Origin of the sequence: Segatella copri (assembly GCF_019127135.1) — a bacterium.
Classification (GTDB): domain Bacteria; phylum Bacteroidota; class Bacteroidia; order Bacteroidales; family Bacteroidaceae; genus Prevotella.
This window is the reverse complement of record NZ_JAHOEA010000001.1, coordinates 14,741-41,076: the sequence shown is the minus strand read 5'-3', so window position 1 is coordinate 41,076 and position 26,336 is coordinate 14,741. Positions and strand designations below refer to the sequence as shown.

Annotated in this window: 18 protein-coding genes and 1 tRNA gene; 11 read left to right on the top strand and 8 right to left on the bottom strand. The window is 46.9% G+C overall.

The window, feature by feature from the left end; genetic code table 11:
• Positions 1-25 precede the first annotated feature (25 nt).
• Together KSW37_RS00140 and KSW37_RS00135 are read right to left on the bottom strand one after the other, a co-directional pair.
• Positions 26-964, bottom strand: coding sequence for a bifunctional riboflavin kinase/FAD synthetase (locus tag KSW37_RS00140; RefSeq protein ID WP_217312954.1), 939 nt, complete (start codon positions 962-964; stop codon positions 26-28).
• A 38-nt stretch (positions 965-1,002) separates the two neighbouring features.
• The gene (locus tag KSW37_RS00135; RefSeq protein ID WP_217312953.1) at positions 1,003-3,642 is read right to left on the bottom strand and encodes a calcium-translocating P-type ATPase, PMCA-type; all 2,640 of its coding nucleotides are present in this window, start codon (positions 3,640-3,642) and stop codon (positions 1,003-1,005) included.
• Positions 3,643-3,820: 178 nt separating this feature from the next.
• Between KSW37_RS00135 and KSW37_RS00130 the strand changes: the two genes are divergently transcribed.
• The 3 genes from KSW37_RS00130 (at position 3,821) to pafA (ending at position 7,923) form a co-directional block, all read left to right on the top strand.
• Positions 3,821-3,894 (top strand) — tRNA-Ile (locus KSW37_RS00130).
• A 366-nt stretch (positions 3,895-4,260) separates the two neighbouring features.
• Complete coding sequence (locus KSW37_RS00125) at positions 4,261-6,231, top strand: heavy metal translocating P-type ATPase (RefSeq protein ID WP_217313023.1); 1,971 nt, start codon at positions 4,261-4,263, stop codon at positions 6,229-6,231.
• 81 nt (positions 6,232-6,312) lie between these two features.
• On the top strand, positions 6,313-7,923 hold the full coding sequence (gene pafA, locus KSW37_RS00120) for an alkaline phosphatase PafA (protein WP_217312952.1): 1,611 nt from the start codon (positions 6,313-6,315) through the stop codon (positions 7,921-7,923).
• A 110-nt stretch (positions 7,924-8,033) separates the two neighbouring features.
• Here the strand turns inward: pafA and aat are convergent, their stop codons facing one another.
• The 4 genes from aat to KSW37_RS00100 all read right to left on the bottom strand — a co-directional run bounded on the left by aat (position 8,034) and on the right by KSW37_RS00100 (position 11,907).
• Positions 8,034-8,699: a leucyl/phenylalanyl-tRNA--protein transferase gene (gene aat / locus KSW37_RS00115; RefSeq protein WP_117694924.1), complete on the bottom strand. Its 666-nt coding sequence runs from the start codon at positions 8,697-8,699 to the stop codon at positions 8,034-8,036.
• 43 nt (positions 8,700-8,742) lie between these two features.
• Positions 8,743-10,977 carry an AAA family ATPase gene (locus KSW37_RS00110; RefSeq protein ID WP_437183102.1) on the bottom strand — a complete coding sequence of 745 codons (2,235 nt, stop codon included), beginning with the start codon at positions 10,975-10,977 and terminating at the stop codon, positions 8,743-8,745.
• A 110-nt stretch (positions 10,978-11,087) separates the two neighbouring features.
• Positions 11,088-11,390: an ATP-dependent Clp protease adaptor ClpS gene (locus tag KSW37_RS00105; RefSeq protein ID WP_006849241.1), complete on the bottom strand. Its 303-nt coding sequence runs from the start codon at positions 11,388-11,390 to the stop codon at positions 11,088-11,090.
• A gap of 10 nt (positions 11,391-11,400) precedes the next feature.
• Positions 11,401-11,907: a flavin reductase gene (locus tag KSW37_RS00100; protein WP_217312950.1), complete on the bottom strand. Its 507-nt coding sequence runs from the start codon at positions 11,905-11,907 to the stop codon at positions 11,401-11,403.
• A 381-nt stretch (positions 11,908-12,288) separates the two neighbouring features.
• On the opposite strand from KSW37_RS00100, the gene KSW37_RS00095 reads away from it, so the two are divergent.
• Positions 12,289-14,346 (top strand): TonB-dependent receptor plug domain-containing protein, encoded by a 2,058-nt coding sequence (locus KSW37_RS00095; RefSeq protein WP_217312949.1) that lies wholly within the window; start codon positions 12,289-12,291, stop codon positions 14,344-14,346.
• Between the two features lie 145 nt (positions 14,347-14,491).
• Here the strand turns inward: KSW37_RS00095 and KSW37_RS00090 are convergent, their stop codons facing one another.
• Positions 14,492-15,475, bottom strand: a complete 984-nt coding sequence (locus KSW37_RS00090; RefSeq protein WP_437183099.1) for a cation diffusion facilitator family transporter — start codon at positions 15,473-15,475, stop codon at positions 14,492-14,494.
• A gap of 354 nt (positions 15,476-15,829) precedes the next feature.
• On the opposite strand from KSW37_RS00090, the gene KSW37_RS00085 reads away from it, so the two are divergent.
• The 5 genes from KSW37_RS00085 (at position 15,830) to KSW37_RS00065 (ending at position 21,937) form a co-directional block, all read left to right on the top strand.
• On the top strand, positions 15,830-17,059 hold the full coding sequence (locus KSW37_RS00085) for a nucleoside recognition domain-containing protein (RefSeq protein WP_217312948.1): 1,230 nt from the start codon (positions 15,830-15,832) through the stop codon (positions 17,057-17,059).
• Between the two features lie 101 nt (positions 17,060-17,160).
• Positions 17,161-18,624 carry an oligosaccharide flippase family protein gene (locus KSW37_RS00080; RefSeq protein WP_217312947.1) on the top strand — a complete coding sequence of 488 codons (1,464 nt, stop codon included), beginning with the start codon at positions 17,161-17,163 and terminating at the stop codon, positions 18,622-18,624.
• A 697-nt stretch (positions 18,625-19,321) separates the two neighbouring features.
• Positions 19,322-20,653, top strand: a complete 1,332-nt coding sequence (locus KSW37_RS00075; protein WP_217312946.1) for an ATP-binding protein — start codon at positions 19,322-19,324, stop codon at positions 20,651-20,653.
• A gap of 11 nt (positions 20,654-20,664) precedes the next feature.
• Positions 20,665-21,198, top strand: a complete 534-nt coding sequence (locus KSW37_RS00070) for a hypothetical protein (protein WP_217312945.1) — start codon at positions 20,665-20,667, stop codon at positions 21,196-21,198.
• Between the two features lie 142 nt (positions 21,199-21,340).
• Positions 21,341-21,937 carry a hypothetical protein gene (locus tag KSW37_RS00065; RefSeq protein WP_367397482.1) on the top strand — a complete coding sequence of 199 codons (597 nt, stop codon included), beginning with the start codon at positions 21,341-21,343 and terminating at the stop codon, positions 21,935-21,937.
• 32 nt (positions 21,938-21,969) lie between these two features.
• Here the strand turns inward: KSW37_RS00065 and KSW37_RS00060 are convergent, their stop codons facing one another.
• Positions 21,970-22,371: a hypothetical protein gene (locus tag KSW37_RS00060; protein WP_217312943.1), complete on the bottom strand. Its 402-nt coding sequence runs from the start codon at positions 22,369-22,371 to the stop codon at positions 21,970-21,972.
• 489 nt (positions 22,372-22,860) lie between these two features.
• Here KSW37_RS00060 and KSW37_RS00055 point away from each other — a divergent pair, with 489 nt between their 5' ends.
• Both KSW37_RS00055 and KSW37_RS00050 read left to right on the top strand, forming a co-directional pair.
• Positions 22,861-24,024, top strand: a complete 1,164-nt coding sequence (locus KSW37_RS00055) for a Fic family protein (protein ID WP_217312942.1) — start codon at positions 22,861-22,863, stop codon at positions 24,022-24,024.
• A gap of 33 nt (positions 24,025-24,057) precedes the next feature.
• A complete protein-coding gene (locus KSW37_RS00050; protein ID WP_217312941.1) occupies positions 24,058-26,199 on the top strand; it encodes a S46 family peptidase in 2,142 nt (713 codons plus the stop codon).
• Positions 26,200-26,336 lie beyond the last annotated feature (137 nt).

The following is a 26,336-nucleotide window of genomic DNA, read 5'->3' as shown; positions in this document are numbered from 1 at the left end:
TTTATAGTTAATAGCATTCTCGCTATCATTCCGCTTCCTTTTCAAAGAGATCCAGCATGGTCTGCTCATCCTCTTTCAGCTGCGCCGCCAATTCCTCGGGACTGTCAAACTTCTGTTCGCCCCTTATTCGCTTCACGAAGCTTACGAGCAAGAGTTGGTCATAAATATCCCCGTCGAAATTGAAGATGTGCGTCTCTAGCGTCAGTTGTCTGCCATTGAAGGTTGGGCGATTGCCCACATTCATCATTCCCCGCTTCCATTCCACCGTATTCTCCAGTCTTACCCTTACGGCATAGACGCCAGGGGCAGGAATCATCTGTCCGAAGTGCGAGATGTCGAGATTGGCTGTAGGGAAGCCGAGCTTTCTGCCTTCGTGGAATCCATTCACCACCTTTCCGATGAGGGTATAAGGGAAACCGAGGCACCGGGCTGCCATCTCCACTTCTCCCTCTTTCAGGAAAGAGCGGATTACAGAAGAAGAGATGTTGATGCCATCTATCTGGAAGGCTTCGTTCCTGATTACCTCGATGCCCATCTCCTTGCCATAGCGCACGTAATCTTCGAAAGTCTCCTCGCGGTTGTGACCGAAGCGATGGTCGTAGCCGATGAAGAGTTTCCTTACGTTGAGATGGTCGTGGAGCACCTGCTGCATAAACTCTCTTGCCGACATCGCAGCCATCGCCTTGTCGAAATGCAGCACCACGGCATTATCCACTTCCGTCTTCGAAAGCAGCAGCAACTTGGAATCGAGCGTACTCAGCATCTCTGGCTGGTAATCCGCCTGCAATACCTTGCGGGGATGCGCATCAAAAGTGATGACGGTGGATTGCAAGCCATCCTTTCGTGCCGTCTCTACGAGATGATGAATCAGGAACTGATGTCCCCGATGCACCCCATCGAAGAAACCGATGGTTGCCACACAAGGCTGCAACTGCACGGTATCGTTATAATGTATTGTATTCATACTGTCTTTATCATTCATATAAGAAGAATTTCGATGGATTATCTTCTCTTTGCTATCATTCTCTTAAAAGTTCTCCACAGCTCGCCCGCCCAAAGAACAACGGAGGTTGAGCCGATAATGAGCAGCCACTCGTGGAGCGACAATGGTGTGGTGCGGAACATTTCGCCACCGAAGGTTACGATGATCCACTGACCCACCAATACCAGTACAAGCACCAGAATCATTCCCTTATCCTTCAGGAAATGGCGGAAAGCGGTGTGATGACTCATCAGCGCCTTGGCATTGAAGAGGTTCCAGAACTGTATCATCACGAAGGTGGTGAAGAACATGGTCAGCTCATGCACATCTACTCCACCCTTGCCTCTGCGCTCGCAGTAAACCAGCAGGGCAAACATAACGAGGAAGAAGACGATGCCGCAGAACAGGATACCGAAACCGATGCTCTTGTTGATGATGAAATCGGATGCCTTGCGTGGTTTATCCTTCATCACCTCGTGAGATGGAGGCAATGAGGCAAGTGCCAAGGCTGCGAAGGTATCCATGATAAGGTTCACCCAGAGAATCTGGGTTACCGTCAACGGCATTTCAGTTCCGATAACTGAGCCGCCAAGCACCAGCAGGAGGGCTGCCACGTTTACTACCAACTGGAAGAAGAGGAAGCGCTGCAGGTTGCGATAGAGCGAGCGTCCCCACATCACGGCGTTGGCGATAGACTTGAAGGAATCATCGAGCAGGGTCATATCCGAAGCCTCCTTAGCCACGGAAGTTCCCGAACCCAGCGACAAGCCCACATGGGCATAGTGAAGCGCTGGAGCATCGTTGGTACCGTCGCCTGTTACGGCAACCACCTCGCCACGCTTCTGGAGCATGGCCACCAGTCGCTGCTTATCGGTAGGACGGGCACGGCTCATCACACGGATATCCTTCGCCCGTTCGTAAGCCTCTTCGTCAGAAAGAGCCTCCCACTGTTCACCCGTAATCATCTGCTGGTCGAGCGAGGTCAGAGAGCCATCAGCTCCGATATTCTCAGGTTCATCTTCGAAGACACCTATCTGCTTGCCTATCTCCAAGGCGGTGGCAGCCGTATCACCCGTAACCACCTTCACCTCGATACCCGCATGGCGGCACTCCTGCACGGCGGCAGGAACATCCGGACGGATAGGATCGGTAATGGCTGCAATGGCCTGCAGCTGAAGGTCGTTGGCATCGAGAAGTGCTACCACTTCGGCAGTAGAGGTTCTGGAAGTTCTCATAATAGAAGCTTCTATCTTCTTATAGGCGAACGCCAGGGTTCTCATAGCCTTATGCTGCCACTCATCGAGTTCTTCGGCTGACTGTCTCTGCATTCTATCTTCGATGATGCATTTCTTCATCACGATTTCAGGCGCACCCTTCACGAAGAGATAGGTCTCGCCATCAACTTCTGCCAAGGTTGCCATCATCTTTCTCTCGGTAGAGAAAGGCAACTGCTTGAGCACGTTCACCTGCTTGCGGAGTTCTTCATAATCCTTGCCCTGGGCATCGAGCCAGAGCAGGAGAGCCGACTCGGTAGGGTTTCCGATAGGTTTGCCGTCATTCAACTCAGCTGTAGAGTTGAGGGCAATGGCAGTATCGAGCAACGTCTCATCACCCTGCTTGAGTTCCAGGGCACTCACCTGCATCTTGTTCTGGGTAAGCGTACCGGTTTTATCGGTACAGATCACGGTAACGGCACCCATGGTTTCGCAGGCATGAAGCTTGCGCACCAGATTGTTCGACTTCAGCATCCTTCGCATGTTGAGCGCCAGAGAAAGGGTAATCGCCATCGGCAATCCCTCCGGCACCGCCATCACAATCAGGGTAACAGCCATCATGAAGTATTTCAGCACGATTTCTGCCATATAGAAATAATCCTTGCCGCCCCATGCCGGATTGGTGAGGATATCGTGAATCAGGAAGATGAAGAAGGCTGCCACAGATACTACGGAGCCCACCTTGGAAATCATCTTAGCCAACTTGTCGAGCTGCATGTGAAGCGGTGTCTCCACCGAAGTCTGCTCAGTAGATTTCTTCGCCACCTTACCAATCTCGGTAGCATCGCCCACGGCAGTAACCACGAACTCGCCCCTGCCATTCATCACCATGGTAGAACGGAGGATGACGTTGCGAGGATAGGCTCCATCGCCACCGCCTTCCAGAGATTTCTCGGCAACCGGTTCGCCCGTAAGGGCAGATTCATTAATCTGCAGGTCGTTGCAGACGATGAGTTCGCCATCGGCAGGCACCTCGTCACCCACTTCCACGAGCACTACATCTCCCACCACCACATCGTGGCGCGGAATCTCCATCACCTTACCATTGCGGCGCACCTTAACCGGCTGCTCTTCGCTGAGCGCCGTGAGCAGATTAAACTTCTTAGCCGCATCGCGCTCAAAATAGAAACCTACGGTAGTAGCAAGGAAAACAGCCACGAAGATACCGATGGTCTCCATGAAATTCTTTTCGATAAAAGCAAGGATAAGGGATACAAAAGCCGCCACAAGAAGTATCTGGATAATCGGGTCGCGATATTTATCCAAATACAATTTCCATAATGAAGTACGTTGAGGAGGGGTAAGCACGTTCTTGCCATGCTGTTCCCTACTCTGTTTAACTTGTTCATCGGTAAGACCGATTCTTTTATTTTTGTCTATGTCCATTTCTGAATAGAAATTCTTTTTCTTTTTTGTACGATTAATAAGTACATACGCACGTGTGCGCACATAATTTGGTGCAAAGATACGCTATTTTTCTGATTCTAAGAAAATTTTTAAGATTTTATTTGGTTATTTGCCCAAAATCTAGTATCTTTGCACTCGAATTTAATAAAAATTCAATGGACTTGTAGCTCAGTTGGTTAGAGCAACAGACTCATAATCTGGAGGTCCTAGGTTCAAGCCCTAGCTGGTCCACGTTGAAAATCAAGCAGTTAAGCAGAAAGTGCTTAACTGCTTTTTTCGTTGCTGGTTTGCTTGAATTTGGTCTATTTGTTTTTGCGTAAACAAAAAAACATTAAGAGGGCGATTTGGAGCTTTTGCAACCAAGTTGCAGAAACCTTTTCGTAATTTTGCAACCGAAATAGAAAAAGGAACTGAATGTTCCGGGGTATATAGAACTAAAAGTATTGCAAAATTATGGAAGAAATGAAACATTCTCACGAACATCATCATGAATGCCATTGTGAAAATTCTCACGAACATCATCATGATTGCTCATGCGGCACGGAAGAACATGAGCACCAGGGGTGCGGTTGCCACCATCATCATGAAGAAGGCGGTTTGAAATCCAAACTCATTCTTATCGGTGTAACTGTTATTCTCCTGATAACAGCCGTTTTCATCGAAAAGGAATACAGTCTGGCTACCTGGCAGTTGCTCCTCGTCTATCTCATTCCTTATTTATTAATAGGACACGAGACGCTGGGCGAAGCTGCAGAAGGTATTGCCAAGGGCGATATGTTTAACGAAAACTTCCTGATGGCTATTGCAACCATCGGAGCACTTTGCATCGGATTCTTCCCAGGATCAGATACAGAATTCCCGGAGGCAGTCTTTGTGATGCTCTTCTTTCAGGTGGGAGAACTCTTCGAAGGATATGCGGAAGGAAAGAGCCGTGACAGCATTTCACATCTGATGAATATCCGACCAGACGTGGCGAATGTTGAAAGAAACGGAAAAGTAGAGTCGGTTTCGCCGGAAGACGTCAAGATAGGAGAAACTATCGTAATCCGTCCGGGAGAGAAGGTGCCTTTGGATGGTATTGTTGTTGAGGGAAGCTCAGCCTTGAATACCATTGCCCTGACAGGTGAGAGTATGCCACGGGATTTGAATGAAGGCGATACTATCATGTCCGGTTGCATCAACCTTTCAGGAGTAGTTCGTGTACGCGCCACCAAGAGTTTTGGCGAAAGTACCGTATCCAAGATTATTGCGCTGGTAGAGAGTGCAGACAAAAACAAGTCGAAGAGCGAGGCTTTCATCACCCGTTTCGCCCGAGTCTATACTCCTATCGTTGTTTTCGCAGCCATTGCCCTGGCGGTTATTCCTCCATTCCTGGCAGCAACAGGAATCGTAGGTGAAGGAACCTTTGGCGAGAACTTCCCATTATGGCTCAACCGCGCCTTGATATTCCTGGTAGTTTCCTGTCCTTGCGCCCTGGTCATCAGCGTGCCCCTCACCTTCTTTGGCGGCATCGGCGGAGCTTCCCGGAATGGTATTCTCATCAAGGGCAGCAACTATATGGATGCTTTAGCCAAGGTGGGAACCGTTGTGTTCGACAAAACCGGTACTCTGACCCACGGAGAGTTTGCCGTGGCAGCTGTCCATGCTGATGATTCCTGCCCAGACCATTCATCCCACGATGCAGATAATGTACATATTGGCGAATATTCTGACAAGGAGAAAATCCTGCTTCATCTGGCAGCTCATGCCGAGCATTTCACCACTCATCCTATCGGAGCAGCCCTGCGGACTGCCTTCCCGCAAGAAGCAACGGATGGCTGCGAGGTGACCGCTGTAGAGGAGATTGCAGGACAGGGTATCCGTGCCCAAGTGAACGGAAAGTTGGTTTGCGTGGGCAACAAGAAGATGATGGAAAGCATCGGTGCCCAATGGCACGACTGCAACCAGGTGGGAACCATCATCCACGTCGCCATTGATGGCAAGTACGCGGGACATATTGTGATCAACGACACCCTTAAGGAAGGAAGCGCCCATGCCATCAGAGAGCTGAAAGAACTGGGAGTAGAGAAAACGGTAATGCTGACGGGCGACCGCAGAGAAGTAGGAGAAGATGTTGCCCACAAACTGGGACTGGACGAGTGCCGCGCAGAACTGCTGCCAACCGATAAGGTTTCGCATGTAGAACAACTGCTGAAGACAAAACTGGCAGGCAAGACGCTCGCTTATGTAGGCGATGGCATCAACGATGCCCCTGTATTGAAGCGTGCCGATGTGGGCATTGCCATGGGTGGACTGGGTAGCGATGCAGCCATCGAAGCTGCCGATGTAGTACTGATGGATGATGACCCTAGAAAGATTGCCCTTGCCGTAAAGATAGCCAGAAGAACCATTCATATCGCTCACGAGAACGTGGTGTTTGCCATCGGAGTAAAGGTTGCCGTACTGATTCTCGCCACCATCGGTCTCGGCACCATGTGGATGGCTGTCTTTGCCGATGTAGGTGTTACGGTACTGGCTGTATTGAACGCCATGAGAAGTTTGGGTAAAAATCGTCTTTTTTATCGTTAAATACCAAAATAAGTTGTATCTTTGCAACCGAATTGCAATATACAATACTGAATGGTTATGTATAAAAAAGACATTTTGACTATGAATAAGATTATCAAACTCATCTTCGTGCTCTGCTGCTTCTGCGGCATTACACAGGCTCAGCCTCAACGCCCTAAGCTCGTTGTAGGCATCGTTATCGACCAGATGCGATGGGATTATCTCTATCGCTACTACGCCCGCTACGGCGAAGGCGGATTCAAGAGAATGCTCGGAGAAGGATTCAGCGTAGAAAACTGCAAGATTCCTTACATCCCTTCGGTTACAGCCATCGGCCACACTTCTATCTGGACCGGTTCCGTTCCTTCTATCCACGGAATCGCTGGAAATAACTTCGTGAAGGATGGAAAGGTTGTGTACTGTACTGCTGATGATACCGTCAACCCGGTAGGTTCTGACAGCAAGGCTGGCAAGATGTCGCCTCGCAATCTGTGGGTAACCACCATCGGCGATGAACTTCGTCTGGCTACCAACAACCGCTCTAAGGTGATTGGTGTAGCCTTGAAAGACAGAGCATCCATCCTCCCTGCGGGCCATCACGCCAATGGCGCTTTCTGGTTTGATGACAAGTCGGGCAAGTTCATCACCAGTACTTTCTATATGGATAAGTTGCCTGAGTGGGTGAACAAGTTCAACAAGCAGAAACTCCCAAACAAGTATCTTTCCAAGAAATGGGAGACGCTCTACCCTATCGATTCCTACAAGGAGAGCACCAGCGATGACAACAACTACGAGAATGGAATTGTTGAAGGCGAAAAGGCAGTATTGCCACTCGATCTGCCTACCTTATATAAAAAGCATGGTTACAAGATTCTCCGCAATACCCCATTCGGCTGCAACCTGACTTTCGATATTGCCAAGGCAGCCATTGAGGGAGAAAATCTGGGTAGAAACACAGATACTGATTTGCTGACCATCAGCTGTTCCAGCACCGATTACATCGGTCATCAGGTGGGCGTGAACGCCATCGAAACAGAAGATTGCTATCTCAGATTAGATAAGGCATTGGCAGATTTCTTCGCTTATCTCGACCAGACCGTAGGCAAGGGAAATTATCTCACCTTCCTCACCGCCGACCATGGAGGCGTGAACAACGCTACCTTCCTGCAGGATCAGCGAATCCCTGCCGGCATCTGGAACAAGAAGGGACTGGTAGATGAATTGAACAAGAGTCTGAAGACAAAGTTCAACACCGACAAGGACCTAGTAAAGACCATTATGAACTATCAGGTATTCTTCAATACAGACATCATCGAGGAACTCGGTCTGGATTACGCAGCCATCAAGCAGGTGGTAGTAGACAGACTGAAGAAAGACAAGGACGTGCACTATGCCTTCGACATGGAGAAGACCTCTATCGAGAGCATCCCTGAAGAGCTGAAGTTCCGTGCCATCAACGGTTACAACCGCGAGCGCAGCGGAGGTGTTCAGATTGTACTGAAACCAGGTCACTACGATTATTACAGCAGCAAGGGAACTACCCACGGAGCATGGAATCCATACGATATCCATATTCCTTGCCTGTTTATGGGTTGGGGCATCCAGCACGGCGAGAGTGCCCAGCCTCACTATATGACAGATATTGCCGCTACCGTTTGTGCGATGCTGCATATTCAGGCACCTAACGGCTGCATCGGCACACCGATATTCTAATAAAAAGCAAAAAGCCAGATAATAACAAAGGCTAGGTTCACGATTCCGGGAACCTAGCCTTTATTTTTTATTCAAAAGAAGATGTTCTTCTATTCCGAGAAGAACATCTCTTATTCTTCGTTCATAATCTTCATATATTCCTCGTAAGAAATATATCTGCCACCCATCGATTTGAGATGAGGAGTCTCCAACTGACAATCTATCATCTTGCCACCGTGCTCCTGCAAGTATCTGGCAAGGAAGATGAGGGCAATCTTAGAAGCTGACGGAACCCTGGAGAACATGCTTTCTCCGATAAAAACCTTGCCGATGGTGACACCATAAAGTCCACCCACCAGTTCATCGGTTTCATTATCCCATACCTCTACGCTCGCCGCAAAGCCCTGCTTATGGAGGGCAGTAAATGCCTGGATGATGTTCTCGCCCAGCCATGCGCCATCTTCCCAATACCGTCCGTTGGTCTTGCTGCATCCCCGTATCACGCCATCGAAATCTTCGTTGATTCCTACGCTGTATCGGTTCTTCCTCATCAGGGTACGCATGGAATGACTGATGTGGATTTCATCAGGGAAGATGACGAAACGCTTCATCGGACAGAACCAGAGTATTTCAGGCTGGTCACGGAAACTATACCAGGGAAAGATGCCATTGCTATAAGCCAGCAACAGGCGGTCGATACTCAAATCGCCACCAATCGCAAAGCATCCATCCTCATCGCCATAATGCGGATCGGGAAAGTAAATCTCGTCCGCAGTATCATCTATCTGTAATATCATACGCTTATCTTTTATCAAGAATATTCTTGACTAGACTTTCATTCTAATAATTAATCACCAGTTCCTTTCCGTCAAAGTCGACATGCGCCTTGCCACTCTTCTTGAGTTTGCCGAAGAGCAGCGCCTTCATCAGGATCGGTTTCAGGCGGTTACCGATGACACGGTCCATCTCGCGGGCACCATATTCCCTGGTAAAGCCCCATTTCAGCAACTGTTCACGCGCAGCATCGGTTAATGTTACGGTAACTCCCTTTGCTGCCAGTTTCGCATCGAGTTGACGAAGTTTCTTGGCAAGAATCAGCTCTGCCATGTGCTTATCCATATCGCTGAACACCACCATATCGGAAAGTCGGTTGATAAACTCAGGCTTGAAAGTCTTCTTCACCTGTGCCAGCATCGCTTCGCCACGGCTTACGTTTCCATTGAAACCTACGCTAGCCCGTGAAGCATATTGTGCTCCGGCATTTGAGGTCATGATGAGAATCACGTTACGGAAATCAGCCTTCTGACCCTTGTTATCAGTCAGACGGGCATAGTCCATTACCTGGAGCAGGATGTTGTAGATATCGCTATGCGCCTTCTCTATCTCATCGAGCAGAAGTACACAGTTTGGCGTCTTGCGGATGGCATCGGTCAGAAGTCCTCCATCCTCATAACCCACGTATCCGGCTGGCGAACCGATGAGTTTTGCCACGGTATGCTTCTCGGTATATTCACTCATATCGAAGCGTACCAGTTCGATGCCGAGTTCCTTGGCCAACTGTCGTGCCACCTCGGTTTTTCCTACTCCGGTAGGTCCCACGAAGAGGAGCGAAGCCAATGGTTTGTCATCATCTGTCAATCCCGCCTTTGCCATCATCACAGCCTCAACCACCTTGTCTACAGCCTTGTCCTGACCGTAAATCTTGTCGAGTATGCGCTGGCGGAGCGTAGCCAGAGCATCGTTATTCTCATCTTTCATCGCAGCCGCATCAATCTTGCAGACCTTAATCAGAATCTGCTGGATGATAGACTTGGTAACATAAGAGCGCTGGCGAGATTCTACCGGATGCACCTCCAGATAAGCACCCGCCTCATCCATCAGGTCGATGGCCTTGTCTGGCAGACAGCGGTTGCTGATATATTTGGCGCTGGCACGGACGGCATATTCCAGGGCGTCCTTGCGATAGGTTACATTGTGGAACTTGTTGTATTTATACTGCAAGCCCTCCAATATTTTGATAGCCTCCTCCTCGGTAGGTTCCTTGATATCTATCTGCTGGAACCGGCGCACAATGCCCTTGCTCTGAGCCATGTAACGGTTATATTCCTCGTAGGTGGTAGAACCGATGAAACGGATATCACCTGCCTCCAGATATTGCTTCAGCATATTGGATGCATCAGGTCCACCATCTGAGCCGCGACCGGCACCTATCATATTATGAATCTCATCGATGTAGATAATGGTATTGCCTTCCTTCACGGCTCCCTCCATCACCATCTTGATGCGTTTCTCGAAGTCGCCGCGATATTGGGCACCGGCAAGCATCTGTCCCATGTCCATGCCATAGATGCGAGCCCCCTTGAGGCGTTCAGGAACCTGGTTTTCGTTAATGAGTTTGGCGAGACCATAGACCAGAGCTGTCTTGCCGACTCCGGCTTCTCCGATGTGGAGCGGATTGTTCTTCTCGGCACGGCAGAGCACCTGGATGGTTCTGTCCAGTTCCTGTTCTCTTCCGATGAGCGGATTGTGCTCTTCTACCTTGTCAGAAATACAGGTAACCAGCTGATGCCAATCCTGTACAACCTGTCTTCTGCCTTCTTCCTCGTCGTCGTCATACTCGTTGGCATAATCGTCATCATCAAAGTCTGTTCCCATGCCCATGCCAGCCTCTCCAGTATCTTCTCCAATAGGATAATAACTGTCAACGCTCGCCAGGAACTCGCCCTGCCGGTCGCCCACATTCTTGCACAGCAGGAAGGCGGCTTCTGAATTCTGCAAGCCAAACATCGCCTGCACAAAATGGGGTACATTCACCAGCTGTCTGTCGGCAGCAGCAGCCAGGGCGCACGCTGTTCCAAACATGGTTTTGAAGAGCGATGACGGCTCTGGCAGATACTTGATGGTTTCAGGCACACGTTCCTGCTTGGCGAGCCATCCCACCAAGTCTTCGTGCATCTTGAGGCTGTCTACGCCTTCTTCCTGCAGCGCCTGACAGAATGCATACTGCCTGAGCAACGCCAGCAGCATGTGCTCGGGCATCACGAACTCGTGGTCGAAGAACCGGGCTTGCTTCATGGCATCGTCCATCAGAACACTCATGTATCGGGTTAATCCCATATTATCCATTCTATTCTTTCCTTTCTTTTTCTTAGCATATATTGGGGATATTTCCCCGAAATCAACACCTATTCCGGCATATAAGTGAGTTTAAGCGGAAACTTCTGCGTACGGGCTTTCTCCATCGCTTTCTCCACTTTACTCTTGGCGATGTCATAGCTGTAGGTGCCCACCACGGCTTTTTCTTCGTGATGAACCTTGAGCATGATTGCTTCAGCCTCAGCCTGCGACTTGAAGAAGATGGATTCGAGGATTTCTACCACGAAGTCCATCGGTGTGAAGTCGTCGTTGAACATCATTACCACGTAACGCCCCGGCTCCTTGAGCCTGGTTTTCTGGCGTTCACGAATTGCTGTTTGTTCTTGAGCCATATTTTAATTCTTATTTTTTATAAGCATTGGTAATCTCCACAACATAAACATCGTGGAATCCACCCTTGGCACCATACCACTGGAGCAGGTCCTTGTCGAGGAACTTCTCGGCGGTCATACTGTCCTTATAAAGTTTGCGGCATTCCAGGGTGAGTCGTGACTGCTCGAAGGCGATGCTGCCGTTATCAGTTTCTACAGGAATCAGTCCTGTTTCCTTCGCCTTATCCAAATCGCGTCCGCTCTTAGAGCCGCAGAAGCTATAAATCTTCCGAGCCTCCTCGCTGTTGCCGAGGAAAGAGAGAGTCATGAATTCATTCTCTTCGATGATGCCGTGGGTGAAACGCTCCGGACGGATAAAGACCACAGCCACCGGCTTGTTCCAAAGCCATCCCAAACAGCCCCAAGAGGCGGTCATCATATTGAAATGATCCTTGTTGCCGGCACATACCAGCATCCACTCCTTACCAATAGTCTCGAAGACGTTGTCATTCAGTTCTTTTACGTTGATCTTTTCCATCTTATCTGTTCCTTTCTTTTTAATTTCTAATTACCATAAAATTGCGACAGCAGTATTCTGATTGCAGAATGCTGCCCATATCAACTGCAAAGATACAAGAATAATCTGAAAAAGCGAATGTTTCTTTAAGAAAATCGCATCACCCTATTGAGGATTATGCCTAATTAATACTTTTTTATGCCACGAGAAGGCTGAATTGAATACGATTTGTGAGGTAGGAAACCGACCTTGATTTACATTAGCTTTGCATCGGCAGTTGAAAAAATAATTCAAATTTTATTTTGTCAGTTGCCCAAAAGGCAGTACCTTTGCACCCCGAATGCCGAAAGCCGGGAAGGCGGAAGGCTTCGATTTATTATTCATTTATAAACATTTTATTTAATGTACAAAACAATTTTCAACAAGCGCAACAGCCTGAAGTTCAACCGATTCTCTAACAAGAATTACTCACTCTTCGCAGTTTTGGGAAGAGAGGTACTTGTTGGTGCACTCAGCGTTGCTACCCTGAGCCATGCCAAGGCAGCAGGCGTAAGCACAGAGGGAGCCAAGGTTGATTCTACCCTCTACAAGGGCGGAAAGGCTTACGAGCTAGATGCAGTGAGCGTTACCGGATCTCGTGCGCCGATGACTGTAGAGCAGTCACCTAAGATTGTGTCTGTCATTACCCGCGACGATATTCATCGTGCGGCTGCGCAGACTATCAACGATGTATTGAAATTAGCTACCGGCGTGGATGTCCGTCAGCGTGGTGGCTTTGGTGTTCAGACGGATATCTCCATCAATGGTGGAACCTTCGACCAGATTACCATTCTCTTGAATGGCGTCAACATTTCCAATCCTCAGACTGGTCACAATGCTTCTGATTTTCCTGTAGCTCTTGCCGACATCGACCACATCGAAGTGCTCGAGGGGGCAGCATCGCGCTTATTCGGAACTTCAGCCTTCAATGGTGCCATCAACATCGTAACCAAGAAGGCTAAGAGTGAGGGGGTATCTGCAAGTGTAGAAGGCGGAAGCTTTGGAAGCTTCGGAGCACAGGGACGCATTCAAACAGCTTTTGAAACGGGCAAGTGGACCCAGGCTTATTCCGTAAGCGGAGGCTACAAGCGCTCGGATGGCGGCACGGAGAACAGCGACTTCGAGAAGGGACAGGGCTACGGCAATCTCTCTTTCTCTTACGACCAGCGTTTCGACATCATCGCCCAGTTGGGTATTGCTAGCCAGAGCTATGGTGCCAATACTTTCTACAGCGCCAAATATAACAACCAATATGAGAAGACAGACCACGGTCTGGCTTCGCTCAACCTGAGTCTGCACAACCAGGAGAAGACCTGGGAGATTGCACCTCAATTCTATTATAACAAATTCAAGGATCACTATCAGCTGATTCGTGGAAAGGCTGGAGCTGCAGCAGGCGAGAACTATCACGACCTAGATGTTTATGGTGGTGGACTGAATACCAACGTGGCTTGGGCTTTGGGTAAGACCGCAGTGGGTTTCGACATCAGCAAGGAGTGCATCTACTCTACTGCATTGGGCGAGGAACTCGCAGAGAAAGACTATAAAGATATCTCGGGTTCCGACCGTCAATATACCCGAAAGGGCGAGCGCACCAATACCAACATCATGCTGGAGCACAACTTCATCTTCGGCGGCTTCACCTTGTCGGCTGGTGTCTTGGCTAACAAGAATACAGGTCTTGACAACGACTTCCGTTTCTATCCTGGTGTGGATATGAGTTATCGTCCTAACGACAACTGGAAGTTCTACGCTTCCTGGAACAAGGCATTGAGAATGCCTACCTACACCGACTTATATATAAGTAATGTGGTGCAGCAGGGCGACATCACCTTGACCCCGGAGAAGAACTCAACCTTCAAGGTAGGAACCCAGTATCGCCAGACTGGTTTTGCCGCAACCGTAAGCGGATTCTACGCACACGGCACCAACATGATTGACTGGGTTCAGACATCCGTGACCGAGCAGAATGACAGCAAGTATCACGTGATGAACATCGGAAAGCTCAACAACATGGGCTACAACGTAGATGCTACTATCTACATGAGAGAGTTGGTACCAAACAGTTTCATTACTCGCATCAAGTTGGGTTATGCTTACATCTATCAGGATCATAAGACCGAGACAAACATTCTGAAATCACTCTATGCATTGGAGTATCTGAAGCACAAGGCTGTATTCGGGCTGGATCATCAGATCTGGAGCAAGCTTTCAGCTTCGTGGAGCGTAAGATGGCAGCAGAGAATGAATGGCTATCATCCATACACCAAGGTAGATTGCAAACTGATGTGGGACGAGAAGAAATACAATATCTTCGTGAAAGCCGACAACATCACTTGCCACCGCTATTACGACCTCACTGCCGTTAAGCAGCCTGGTTTGTGGATTATGGCAGGAGCCAGCGTAAATCTCGGCCGATAATATAATCAGATAATAATCAACCCAAAAGATGATAAATATCCGAAATACGATTCGGATATCAAATAAAAAAACGAGCCTTGATGGAGGTTTCTTCCTTCCGTCAAGGCTCGTTTCCTTTTATTCCGGCTATTTCCTTTTATTTCAGTTATTCCGGAGCTTGATATTTTCCGTTCACTTTTATCGGTTCGAGATGGATTCCCACATGGGTATCTGCGCCGAAGTGCTGCTTCAGTTTTGTTTCTATATGAGTAGCATGCTCATGCGCCTCATAAAGCGAAAGAGAACCCGGCATGCGGACATGCATTTCTATCGCAATCTTGTTTCCGATGCGACGGGTACGCAGGTTATGAATCTCTCCCACTCCCTCTTCTTCATTTGCAATCTTCAGGATTTCATCTTCCTCCATTTCCGGAAGACTGGCATCCGTCAGTTCTTTCACAGACTGCATCACCAGTCCCCAGGCAGCCTTGATGATGAAGACACTCACGATGATGGCAGCCAGCGGATCGAGCACCGCCCACTTTTCTCCCAGGATGATAGCGCCACCAATACCGAACATCGTTCCGATACTCGATAAAGCATCACTGCGATGATGCCAGGCATTTGCCACTACAGCCTCGGAATGATATTTTTTTCCGGCTTTAACCGTAAACTGATAAGCCCACTCCTTCATCACGATACTTACGATGGCAGCAATCAAGGCTACAATGCCCGGCTGCTGCAATGTCTCGCCGCAGATGGCACGATAGGTCTTGGTAACGCCAGAATAACAGATCATCACACCCACCACGAAGAGCGAAATGCCGATGATGGCTGTGGCAAGCGTCTCGTATTTGCCATGCCCATAATCATGGTCCTTATCCTTCGGCTTATTGCCCAGTTTTACGAATACCAGTACCACCACATCTGTGGCGAAATCGGTAAGCGAGTGGATGGCATCCGCTATCATGGCTGCTGAATGTCCGAGGATACCTGCCGCAAACTTCAATACAAGCAGTACCACATTGATGATGCTTCCCGCTATCGTCACCTTATATACTTCCTTTACTCTATCCGCATCAGCGGAATGATTCTTTTTCGTTTCAGCGGGCATCTCTTGCTCGTTATATATTCTCTCATTCTTGTCCATACTATAAAATATAACAGAAGTCCTTTGCTTCCTTAATAATGTTTTTGTATAACCAAATTCCTGTCTTTCATGAATTGAGCGGCAAAAGTACATCTTTTTTCTGAAATCGGATAAAAAGAGAGATTAAAAAAGTATAACGAATAGGGAATAATGTGATGGCGAAGAGAGAAAAGCATGGAATTTTGTGATAAAACGCCTTAAAACAATAGGAATTTTGTGATTTTCAGTCCGAATTCCTTTGGAATTTTGTGATAAAGTTGTACTTTTGCACCCGATTATCAGGTATTATATTATTCTGTGACAAGAACATTATCACAATAAAAGCGGTTGAAAAAACCGCAAGATGAAACAATTATGGTTTTAAATTACATTTGGATAGCATTTTTCGTGATTGCGTTCATCTCCGCACTCATCGGATTGGCAATGGGAGATACAACTATCTTCCAGAAGATTGTAGATTCCACCTTCGACTCATCCAAGAATGCCTTCGAGATTTCTCTCGGACTGACGGGCGTGCTCGCCCTCTGGCTTGGCATCATGAAGATTGGAGAGAAGGCGGGAGTTGTGAATGTGTTGGCACGAGCACTCAGCCCGGTCTTCACCCGTCTCTTCCCTGATATTCCGAAGAACCATCCGGTGATGGGAAGCATCTTCATGAACATCGCTTCGAATATGCTGGGACTCGATAATGCAGCAACACCTACAGGATTGAAGGCGATGCAGCAGATGCAGGAGCTCAATACGAAGAAGGATACGGCAACGAACCCGATGATTATGTTTCTGGTTCTGAACACCTCAGGACTCACCATCATCCCTACCACCATCCTTGCCTTCCGTGCCTCCTATGGTGCAGCCCAGCCTACGGATGTCTTCATCCCTATCCTGATGGCTACGCTCGTGGCTACGCTTGCCGGCATCATCATCACTTCGCTCTGGCAGCGCATCAACATCCTGCAGCCGGTATTGCTCGCTACTCTATTGGGAATGTGCGCCTTCGTAGGCATCATCATCTGGGGATTCGGACAGATGGACAAGGATACGATGAACACGGTTACCACCTTGGCTTCTAACATGATTCTCCTGGGCATCATCCTCAGCTTCATCCTGGCTGGTTTCTGGAAGAAAGTGAATGTTTATGATGCATTTATCGAGGGAGCGAAGGAAGGTTTTACTACGGCGGTGAAGATTATCCCTTATCTCGTAGCTATCCTTGTGGGCATCGGCGTGTTCCGTGCTTCGGGAGCGATGGATATGGTGATTCAAGGCATTTCGTGGTCGGTAGAACAATGCGGCTTGAACGCCGATTTCGTAGGCGCCCTACCTACCGCCATCATGAAACCACTGTCGGGAAGTGGTGCACGAGGCATGATGCTGGAGGCGATGAAGAACTATGGTCCTGATTCGTTTGTGGGCAGATTGAGCTGCATCTTCCAGGGTTCCACCGATACCACCTTCTATATATTGGCAGTATATTTCGGAAGCGTAAGCATCAGGAATACCCGCCACGCCGTGGCTTGCGGCTTGCTTGCCGATTTGGCAGGAGTCATCGCAGCAATCGCTATAGCATATTTATTCTTCGGATAAGAGTCTCACACAGATTTCACAGATTTACACAGATAATCTTTGAATGACGGCGCAAGCCCAATTTAACATTTAACACTTAACATTCAACATTAAGAAAGATAATGGCAAGTTTAAAATCACTCGCAAAGGATACCGCCATCTATGGTTTGAGCAGTATCATCGGCAGATTCCTCAACTATCTGCTTGTACCACTCTATACGGCAAAGATCAGCGCCGCCAGTGGTGGTTATGGTGTCATCACCAACATGTACGCCTATACGGCGTTACTCCTCGTTATCCTGACCTACGGAATGGAGACCACCTTCTTCCGTTTCGTCAACAAGGAGGGAGAAAACTCAGAAAAGGTTTATCACACGGTATTGAGCATGGTGGGCTTCACTTCCCTACTCTTCATCGCCCTGGTATTCCTCTTCATCACGCCTTTGAGCGATGCGATGGGCTACGCCGACCATCCGGCTTATGTATGGACCATGTTCGTAACCGTGGCTATTGATGCCTTCCAGTGCATCCCGTTCGCTTACCTCAGATACAAGAAGCGCCCATTGAAGTTTGCTGCCTTCAAGTTGCTCTTCATCGGTCTGAACATTGCGCTCAACCTGGTTTACTACGTCATCATGGATGGTCACGATGTGGGTTATGCTTTCTACATCAACCTGGTTTGTACCGCCTCAATCACCTTCTGTTTCTACAAGGAACTGAAGGAAGGATTCATGGGCGAGAAATGCTCCTGGAGCGAATGTAAGGTGCTCGTCAGGAAGATGATGGGCTACAGTTGGCCAATCCTCGTGCTCGGTATTGCCGGTATTCTGAACCAGACAGCCGACAAGATTCTCTTCCCTTACATCTATGAGAAGGGCGATGCTCATGCGCAGCTCGGAATCTACGGAGCAGCCAGCAAGATTGCGATGATCATGGCGATGATTACCCAGGCTTTCCGCTATGCTTACGAACCATTCGTATTCGGCAAGGCGAAGGATAAGGACAACCGACAGACTTACGCTTCTGCGATGAAATATTTCGTCATCTTCACCCTGCTCGCCTTCCTGGTGGTAGTAGGTTATCTGGATGTATTGCGCCACATCATCGGTCGCGACTACTGGGATGGTTTGAAGGTAGTGCCTATCGTAATGGCTGCCGAAATCATGATGGGAGTATATTTCAACCTCAGTTTCTGGTACAAGCTCATCGACAAGACCATCTGGGGTGCTTACTTCTCAGGCATCGGTTGTGCGGTATTGATTGCCATCAACGTTATCTTCGTACCAGTTTATGGTTACATTGCCTGTGCCTGGGCCGGTTTCGCTGGATATGGAACAGCCATGCTTCTCTCCTACTTTGTGGGTCAGAAGAAGTATCCAATCAACTATCCGGTGAAGGAGATTATGATTTATGTGGTTCTCGCCCTCATCCTCTTTGCCGGAATGACCGAGGCTAACAGATACTTCTCCAGTGGAATTGCCTGCCTCATCAACACGGTGCTCATCCTCATCTTCGCCGCTTATCTCGTGAAGAAGGATTTCCCATTGAAGAGTCTGCCGGTAATTGGAAAGTACTTTAGAAAGTAAGAGATTCCAATCATTGAGATTATATTCCAAGAAGTCCGTGGACAATGTGTGAGTCCACGGACTTCTTTTGTTTATATTATACAGAACCTTCGCATGCGGTTCAAGAATAGACAAAAGGACCCAATGTTCCTGGTCCCGAGCAATACTCAGGATATAATAGCAGCCAGCAAGGCACCCTGTAAGAGCTAAAGCAAACGGCTGAGTGAACGAAACGAGACGACTGAGTATTTTGAAGGATATGACTATGCAAGCTGAAGGATACGGCTCCGTTAACCGAAGGATATGACTGCGCAAGTGAAAGAAGACGTCTGATCAGGTTCAAAGAGATAGAATATGGAGTTCAAGGAGACTGCTTCTAGAAAGTTGCCACTAGGCTCAGCAGCTCTGCTGAGCCTAGTCAGCAGGTCTGCTCACTGCAGTCAGCAGGTCTGCCGAGCATACTAAGAAAGCAGCTGGTATGCGCACTTGCATATCAGCTGTTTTTGCACTTTTAAGTTCGACTTGTTGTAAAATATCACACTTTTAAGGACGACCTTTTGTGGTTTTACACATTTTTAAGGACGTTTTTTGTGGTTTTTCAAAAGAAATCAGTATCTTTGCAGCAATATTCCCTCACAAAAGTGTTGGTAATAAGGCATTATTCCCTCACAAAAATGTACAGGCACAAATATCATTCCCTCACAAAAGTGTAGCAAACATGAAAAGATTCATATACAACCATCTGAAAGACTGGAAATTATCCAGTAACAGGAAGCCACTCATCATGTATGGAGCAAGACAAGTTGGCAAGACCTATATCATCAAAGAGTTTGGCGACAACGAATTTGAGAATATGGTTTACATCAACTGTTACAAAAACAAAAGCATTGCTCAACTTTTTCAAGGTGACGCAAATGCAGAAAGACTTTCCATCGGCCTTGCTGCTTATGCACACCAAGACATCACTCCTGGCAAGACCCTTGTATTTCTCGATGAGATACAAGAGATTCCACATGTTTTGTCCTCGCTGAAATATTTCTGTGAAGACAAGCCAGAATTGCATATCATCGTAGCAGGATCATTGCTCGGTGTCATGAACATGAAAGGAGAATCCTTCCCTGTCGGTAAAGTTGACATCATGCACCTCTACCCCATGACTTATGAAGAATTTCTACTTGCCAATGGAGAGAAACAACTTTTGGATTTATTGCAAAGCGGAGATAAGGAACTTATCAACAGCCTCGCCCCAAAATTCATAGAATACCTTCGACGATACTACTTTGTTGGAGGTATGCCCGAAGCAGTATTGGAATTTACACAAAATCACAACCCAATGCAAGTAAGGCAAATTCAACAAAACATCTTGAATGCATACGAGGCAGATATCAGCAAACACACCGAAGAACAGACACAAAGAGTAAGAATGGTATGGCAATCAATCCCAGCCCAACTGGCTCGCGAGAACAAGAAGTTCATCTATGGTGCAATAAGAAAAGGAGCTAGGGCTAAAGATTTCGAGATTGCAATACAATGGCTCATTGACGCAGGACTCGTCCATAAGGTAGAAAGAACAAGAGATGCCAAATCTCCATTAAAATTCTATGCAGACATGGATGCTTTCAAATTATATGTGCTTGATGTAGGTTTGTTGGGAGCACTTACAATGGCACAACCTGACCAGATTCTCATTGGCAACAACGTGTTTAGCGAATACAAGGGGGCGTTTACTGAGAATTTCGTGCTTCAACAGCTGAAATCTCTTCCTTACTTACCCATATATTATTACAGTAAGCCAAGCTCTACCCAAGAAATTGATTTCATAGTACAAGCCGGCAGCGAAATCTTACCAATAGAAGTAAAGGCTGAGGAGAATGTAAAGGCAAAATCACTAGCAGCATTTATCACTCACGATTTTGCCTCCTATCATCTCAAAGGTATCCGTTTCTCCATGCGAGGTTTCCAAGACCAAAAATGGATGGAAAATGTACCACTATTCGCAGCTAGAGAATTTGTTAAACACAAGGTAGAGAAGAGTTTCATCATCAAATAAGCCATAGAAGCATGAGGAAGAAACTGAATAAGAAACTTTGCATGGATGACATCTATGAGATTTGTATTCTTACCCATGGTAATAACCGTAAAAAAGCTCATCTTTATCAACTAACATTTGATGAGGACGAGCGAATATCCACAAATGCCCTGTGGGTATTCACTCATTTCGACATGCAGAACAACGAGTGGCTCTATGCCAAGCACGATGACTTAATAGACCGAGTTCTCGTAGAGAAGAATGAGACCAAGCGCCGCCTGATGCTCCATCTCCTTCTCCGTCAGCCTTTCGAAGAAGAATCACTCCGTTCCGATTTCATCGATTTCTGCATCGCCAAGATTAACGCCTGTTCCCAGCCCTACGCCATCCGCTGCTACTGCATGAAGCTCGCCTACGAGCAGATGAAGTACTATCCCGAACTCCTCGAAGAGTTAAGAATGGCTCTGGATATGCTGGAACAGGAGGTTCTATCACCAGGAATGTTATCGGCAAAAAGGCAAATTATGAAGAAAATCAAGCGAAGCCTTGGAAAATTCGGGAAATAGTCGTAACTTTGCAAACGTAATATTCTAACAATATAATACATAAATGGATGGAGATACAACTGAACGATTATCACAAGAAAGTCAATGCCCAAAAAATGGCTTCCATGGCTTATTGGCGAGAGCATCCGCTTTCGCTGGAGGAGTGCTTAGCTCAATTCAAGCGCTTGCGGGAACAACGGCTTGCAAGGGAGTCCAAATTGCAAGGCTAAAAGACTGGGCTAAGGAGAATGATTGCTGGATTGAAGATCCGGAATCATTAGGTGTGTTCTCTGACCGAGGTTCAGAGAACGAGGTTTATATGGCCTATGATGGAGTACACGTTTATAAACTTAACGACTTCCGTTATTCAGACGACAACCTTACTCCTTTCTTTGAACGCATTCCTGCCCATAACCAATACTTTCCTGATTGCGCCTACGATTTCATCGGTTTCTCACAGAATCGAGATGGAAAAGTTTGTGCTGTCCTTCGCCAACAACTTGTTGTAAATGCGAGGGAAGCTACTCCCGAAGAAATCAAGGCTGAGTTTGAGCGCATCGGTTTCCACGCAGAAGACAATGGAGAATATTTCACCAATGGCATTCACGACATCTTTGATGCCGTGCCTAATAATGTTTTGGTTGGAGATGACGGCAACTACTATTTCATAGACACCATCATCTTCCTGTCAGACAATAACGGCTTGGATACTTACAAAAAGTATTCGCCGAATTACTCAAAAGAAAAAATGTTTCCATAAGTTCTTTATTTAAACTTATGGAAACATTTAACCTAAGCAAGCAAAGAAGCAAAATCTATATTCAATTGCTCTCCTTTAGCCTTTTTTTGGTAAGCTTTAACTATTGATTGCACGCCTACATTATATTTTTCCTCAGAAACAGAATTTGTTGCACATTGCACTTTATATTTCTTCACAGCAAGAACAAATTGATGTTCTAAAACTTCTTTAGGAGAGAGTTCTTCTTCACTTTGTTTTTCCACATCAGCCAGTTCATCCTTTGCATTTTGAATAGAATTATTGCAAGGATTTGAGTCTTTGCCTTTCTTTTGGATTTCAAACAACAAAGTTTCTTTTAATTCTCTTACATCATTTGTCATTCCCCAAACCTTGAAGAACAAAATAAGACTCAATATTCCATAAACAAGACTAATTAAAATAACAATAATACTCATAATGCATATTTTTTTGCCAACTGTTTCCCAGAAGCAAGCAGTTAATAAAAAAGATAGCGTGGGAACTATTGCACTTACCAGAACTGAGGTTGTGGAAAGACCCTATCAAAAGTAATATGCAATAGCCCACGCTATGAGGTATATCATCCCTTCAGAAAAGGGTATAATAATCCCATGCGTGAGCAGCATTGCCATCATCCTTTTGATATTGAAACTTCCACATTTCAGTTCTTGGATAATTACAAAACGCTCTATATTAAATTGAGTCTTCATCACGGCAAGTCTTTTCATGCCGCTCCAACTCGAATGCAAAGGTAGTTATTATTTCTGAAAATCGTATCATTTTAAATAAGTTTTTTCTAAGAAAATTAATGTTTAGGCACACAACTAAGCTATAAATGGACAATTCTTTAATATTTTACCCTAAATCATTGGTAAATTCGGGAAATAGTCGTAACTTTGCAAAGTTAAATATCAAGCATTACATCTATGAATAAAGATTATCAAGACTTCTCTTCCTTTGACGAATATCTCCGACAAGGAGAACCTTCGCAGAAGGAAAGGGCCGAGAACTGGAAGACGGCTATCGGATTGCAGGCTGTAGATGGGCTGCAACCGTCGGCGTATCTCATAGATGTGGCTAAGCGAAATATCGAAGGGGAAATCACTCTGGATGAAACCAGAAAACTGATTGACTCTTACTATCAGAGCAAGACGGTCCGTACACCTAAGGATGAAGACGAGGAAGAGGCAGATAAGGTTTCAGCCAACATCGCGAAGATTCTCGCCAGCAAGACCTTTGCCTTCAATACCAACGGATATGTTTCCCTGCATCGAAGAATTTTCGAGGGGGTATTCAAGCACGCAGGAGAAATCCGCCAATACGATATTTCCAAGAAAGAATGGGTGCTAGAAGGAGATTCCGTAAACTATCTGAATTGGGAAGACTTGCGAAGAGCCTTGGACTGGGATATTGAGCAGGAGAAGAACTTCTCATATAAAGGTCTGACGGATGATGAGAAGATTGAGCATATTGCCAAATTTATTTCAGGCATCTGGCAAATCCACGCTTTCAGAGAAGGAAACACCCGAACCACGGCAATTTTCACCATCCAATATCTCCGTTCGTTAGGATATGAAGTGAACAACGAAATGTTCGCCAAACACTCCTGGTATTTCCGCAATGCCCTAGTTCGTGCCAACTATCGCAATATCAATAAAGATATAGAGTACTCTCCTATCTACCTTGTTCGTTTCTTCAGAAACTTACTCCTAAAAGATAGCTGGGTTCTCAAAAACAGATACTTGCATATTCGGCCGACTGATGATTGGAAAGAGCAGCCAAGAATAGGTACCCCACAAGTACCCCGCAATCTATCCTCAAGTACCCCACAAGTACCCCACAAGTTCAGTCAACATGTGGAGACTCTTATTCTATCCTTTAACGATGAATATATGACATCTGCGGAAATTATGGATGCAATCGGACTAAAGGACAGAAAAAGTTTTAGTGAACTATATTTAAACGCTGCCCTCTCAGAAAAAGCTATTGAAAGGAAATATCCAAACACCCCAAGACATCCACGCCAGCAATATGGAATGACAGAACAGGCAAAGACTTGGAAAGAATGGTATGAGAAAAAGAATAAATAACATCATAATAAAAATAGAAAACAAAAACAAGTAATGAAGAAAAAAGCAACGGTCCTTATCGCCTCTATCATGGCGTTCTGCGGAATCAATACCGCTCACGCTGACGAGGGAATGTGGACGATTTACAACTTGCCTAACGCTGTGTATGAGATGATGCAGCGCGAAGGTTTCAGTATGACTTACGACCAGCTCTACAACGGCGAGAACGCCTTGAAGAATGCTGTGGTCAACTTCTCTGGCTATTGCTCGGGCGTAGTCGTTTCTCCTGATGGTTTGATCTTTACCAACCACCATTGCGGTTTCGAGGCTATCAGAAGCCACTCTACCGTGGAGCACGACTACATGCTCAACGGTTTCTTTGCTAAATCTTACGCAGAGGAATTGCCTAACGAGAATATGTTCGTCAGCTTTATGGTTGAACAGAAGGATGTAACCGATAAGGTGATGAGCCTCGGATACGAGAAACTCGACAACAAGAAGCGCGATGAACTCATCGATTCTCTGGAGAACGAGATGACTAAGGAGGTGAAGAAGAACGATTCTACCCTCCATATCACCGTTCAGCCTTTCTACGAGGGCAACAAATGGTACGCTACTACTTACCGCGACTTCACCGACCTCCGTCTGGTTTTCACCGTGCCAAAGTCTATGGGTAAGTTTGGTGGCGATACAGACAACTGGATGTGGCCTCGCCAGACCTGCGACTTCTCTGTATTCCGCATCTATGCCGACCCTAAGACCAATGGTCCTGCTGCCTACAGCAAGGACAATGTGCCTTATCATCCAAAGCGTTGGGCACAGGTTTCTCTCCAGGGTTATAAGGATGGCGACTATGCGATGACCATGGGTTACCCAGGCAGCACAGAGCGCTATCTCTCAAGCTACGGAATCCAGACCATGCGCGATGCTGAGAATGCACCTCGTGCCCAGGTTCGTGGCGTAAAGCAGGAGGTAATGCAGAAGCACATGCGTGCCGACGAGGCTGTCCGCATCAAGTACGACAGCAAGTACGCCAGCTCTTCCAACTACTGGAAGAATGCCATCGGTATGAACAAGTGTATCGACTCTATCGGCATCGTGAATCTGAAGCGTGAGTACGAAACCCGTCTCCGTGCTTGGCAGGATACAGCCAAGGCAGCCAACGATCTTGCCCACAAGGTAGATTTCGACAAACTCGCCAAGCTCTACAAAGAGAGCGCAGACGTGAAATACGCCTGGACCAACTTCGCTGAATCTTTCACAAGAAGAAGCAACATCGAGTTCTCTACCCGTGCCATCAAGCTCCAGACCAACATGGAGGTGAAGGGTCCTGAGAAGAACAAGAAGAAGCAGTATCATGAGTTTGAAGATAACTCTGCAGAATGGGATATGGCGCTCGATAAAGAGGTACTCGCTACCCTCTTGAAGAACTACAAGGAGCACGTAGATGCAAAATGGTTGCCTAAGTTCTACAAGACCATCGACGCAGAATTTGGCGGCAATTACGCCAAGTATGTGGATTATCTCTGGGAGAAGTCGCTCATCATGAAGAAGGGCGCCAAGCTCTATTTCAACAAGAAGGGATATGAGAAGGATCCAGGCGTAAGCTTCGGTATGGATTTGAACGATGTATATGGCGATTTCGCTGCTCAGATGGGCAGCATCAACGACAGCATCGCCGAGCAGGAGAAGTATCTCTGTGCTGCCAAGCTCCGTATGGAGGAGGACATGCCTCACTACAGCGACGCCAACTTCACCATGCGATTGAGCTATGGTCAGGTAGGCGGTTTCGACCTCGGTGGCAAGCCATCTGGTTATTACACCACAGCCGAGAGCATCGTTGAGAAGATGAAGAAGGGCGATAAGGTTATCGATTACTACGCTGAGCCTATCATGCACGAGCTTCTCTCTGAGAAGGATTTCGGCAAGTACCAGGACAAGACGACGGGCAAGATGCAGCTCTGCTTCCTCACCAATAACGATATTACCGGTGGTAACTCTGGTAGCCCTATGTTCAACGGCAAGGGTGAGTTGATTGGTCTTGCCTTCGATGGCAACTGGGACAGCCTCAGTTCTGACATCAACTTCGACAAGCGCCTGGCTCGCTGCATCGGTGTAGATATTCGCTACGTGCTCTACCTGATGGATAAGTGGGGACACGCAGACCGCCTCTTGAAGGAGATTAATGCAAAGTAAATTCTATCTCTGAATCAACAGAGATGATAGAATGGCTTATCCTGGAATAAAGATTAGTCCCAGGATGATATGAAAAGAGCGGAAAATCAGCTGTTAACTGTTAACCTGTTAACTCCTGGCTTTCCGCTCTTGTTTTT

Bases quoted from the DNA above. Each gene is read 5' to 3' on its own strand.
- KSW37_RS00140 (WP_217312954.1), bottom strand. From the start codon at position 964: ATGAATACAATACATTATAACGATACCGTGCAGTTGCAGCCTTGTGTG.
- KSW37_RS00135 (WP_217312953.1), bottom strand. From the start codon at position 3,642: ATGGACATAGACAAAAATAAAAGAATCGGTCTTACCGATGAACAAGTT.
- pafA (WP_217312952.1), top strand. From the start codon at position 6,313: ATGAATAAGATTATCAAACTCATCTTCGTGCTCTGCTGCTTCTGCGGC.
- aat (WP_117694924.1), bottom strand. From the start codon at position 8,699: ATGATATTACAGATAGATGATACTGCGGACGAGATTTACTTTCCCGAT.
- KSW37_RS00110 (WP_437183102.1), bottom strand. From the start codon at position 10,977: ATGAAGCAAGCCCGGTTCTTCGACCACGAGTTCGTGATGCCCGAGCAC.
- KSW37_RS00105 (WP_006849241.1), bottom strand. From the start codon at position 11,390: ATGGCTCAAGAACAAACAGCAATTCGTGAACGCCAGAAAACCAGGCTC.
- KSW37_RS00100 (WP_217312950.1), bottom strand. From the start codon at position 11,907: ATGGAAAAGATCAACGTAAAAGAACTGAATGACAACGTCTTCGAGACT.
- KSW37_RS00095 (WP_217312949.1), top strand. From the start codon at position 12,289: ATGTACAAAACAATTTTCAACAAGCGCAACAGCCTGAAGTTCAACCGA.
- KSW37_RS00090 (WP_437183099.1), bottom strand. From the start codon at position 15,475: ATGGACAAGAATGAGAGAATATATAACGAGCAAGAGATGCCCGCTGAA.
- KSW37_RS00085 (WP_217312948.1), top strand. From the start codon at position 15,830: ATGGTTTTAAATTACATTTGGATAGCATTTTTCGTGATTGCGTTCATC.
- KSW37_RS00080 (WP_217312947.1), top strand. From the start codon at position 17,161: ATGGCAAGTTTAAAATCACTCGCAAAGGATACCGCCATCTATGGTTTG.
- KSW37_RS00075 (WP_217312946.1), top strand. From the start codon at position 19,322: ATGAAAAGATTCATATACAACCATCTGAAAGACTGGAAATTATCCAGT.
- KSW37_RS00070 (WP_217312945.1), top strand. From the start codon at position 20,665: ATGAGGAAGAAACTGAATAAGAAACTTTGCATGGATGACATCTATGAG.
- KSW37_RS00060 (WP_217312943.1), bottom strand. From the start codon at position 22,371: ATGAGTATTATTGTTATTTTAATTAGTCTTGTTTATGGAATATTGAGT.
- KSW37_RS00055 (WP_217312942.1), top strand. From the start codon at position 22,861: ATGAATAAAGATTATCAAGACTTCTCTTCCTTTGACGAATATCTCCGA.
- KSW37_RS00050 (WP_217312941.1), top strand. From the start codon at position 24,058: ATGAAGAAAAAAGCAACGGTCCTTATCGCCTCTATCATGGCGTTCTGC.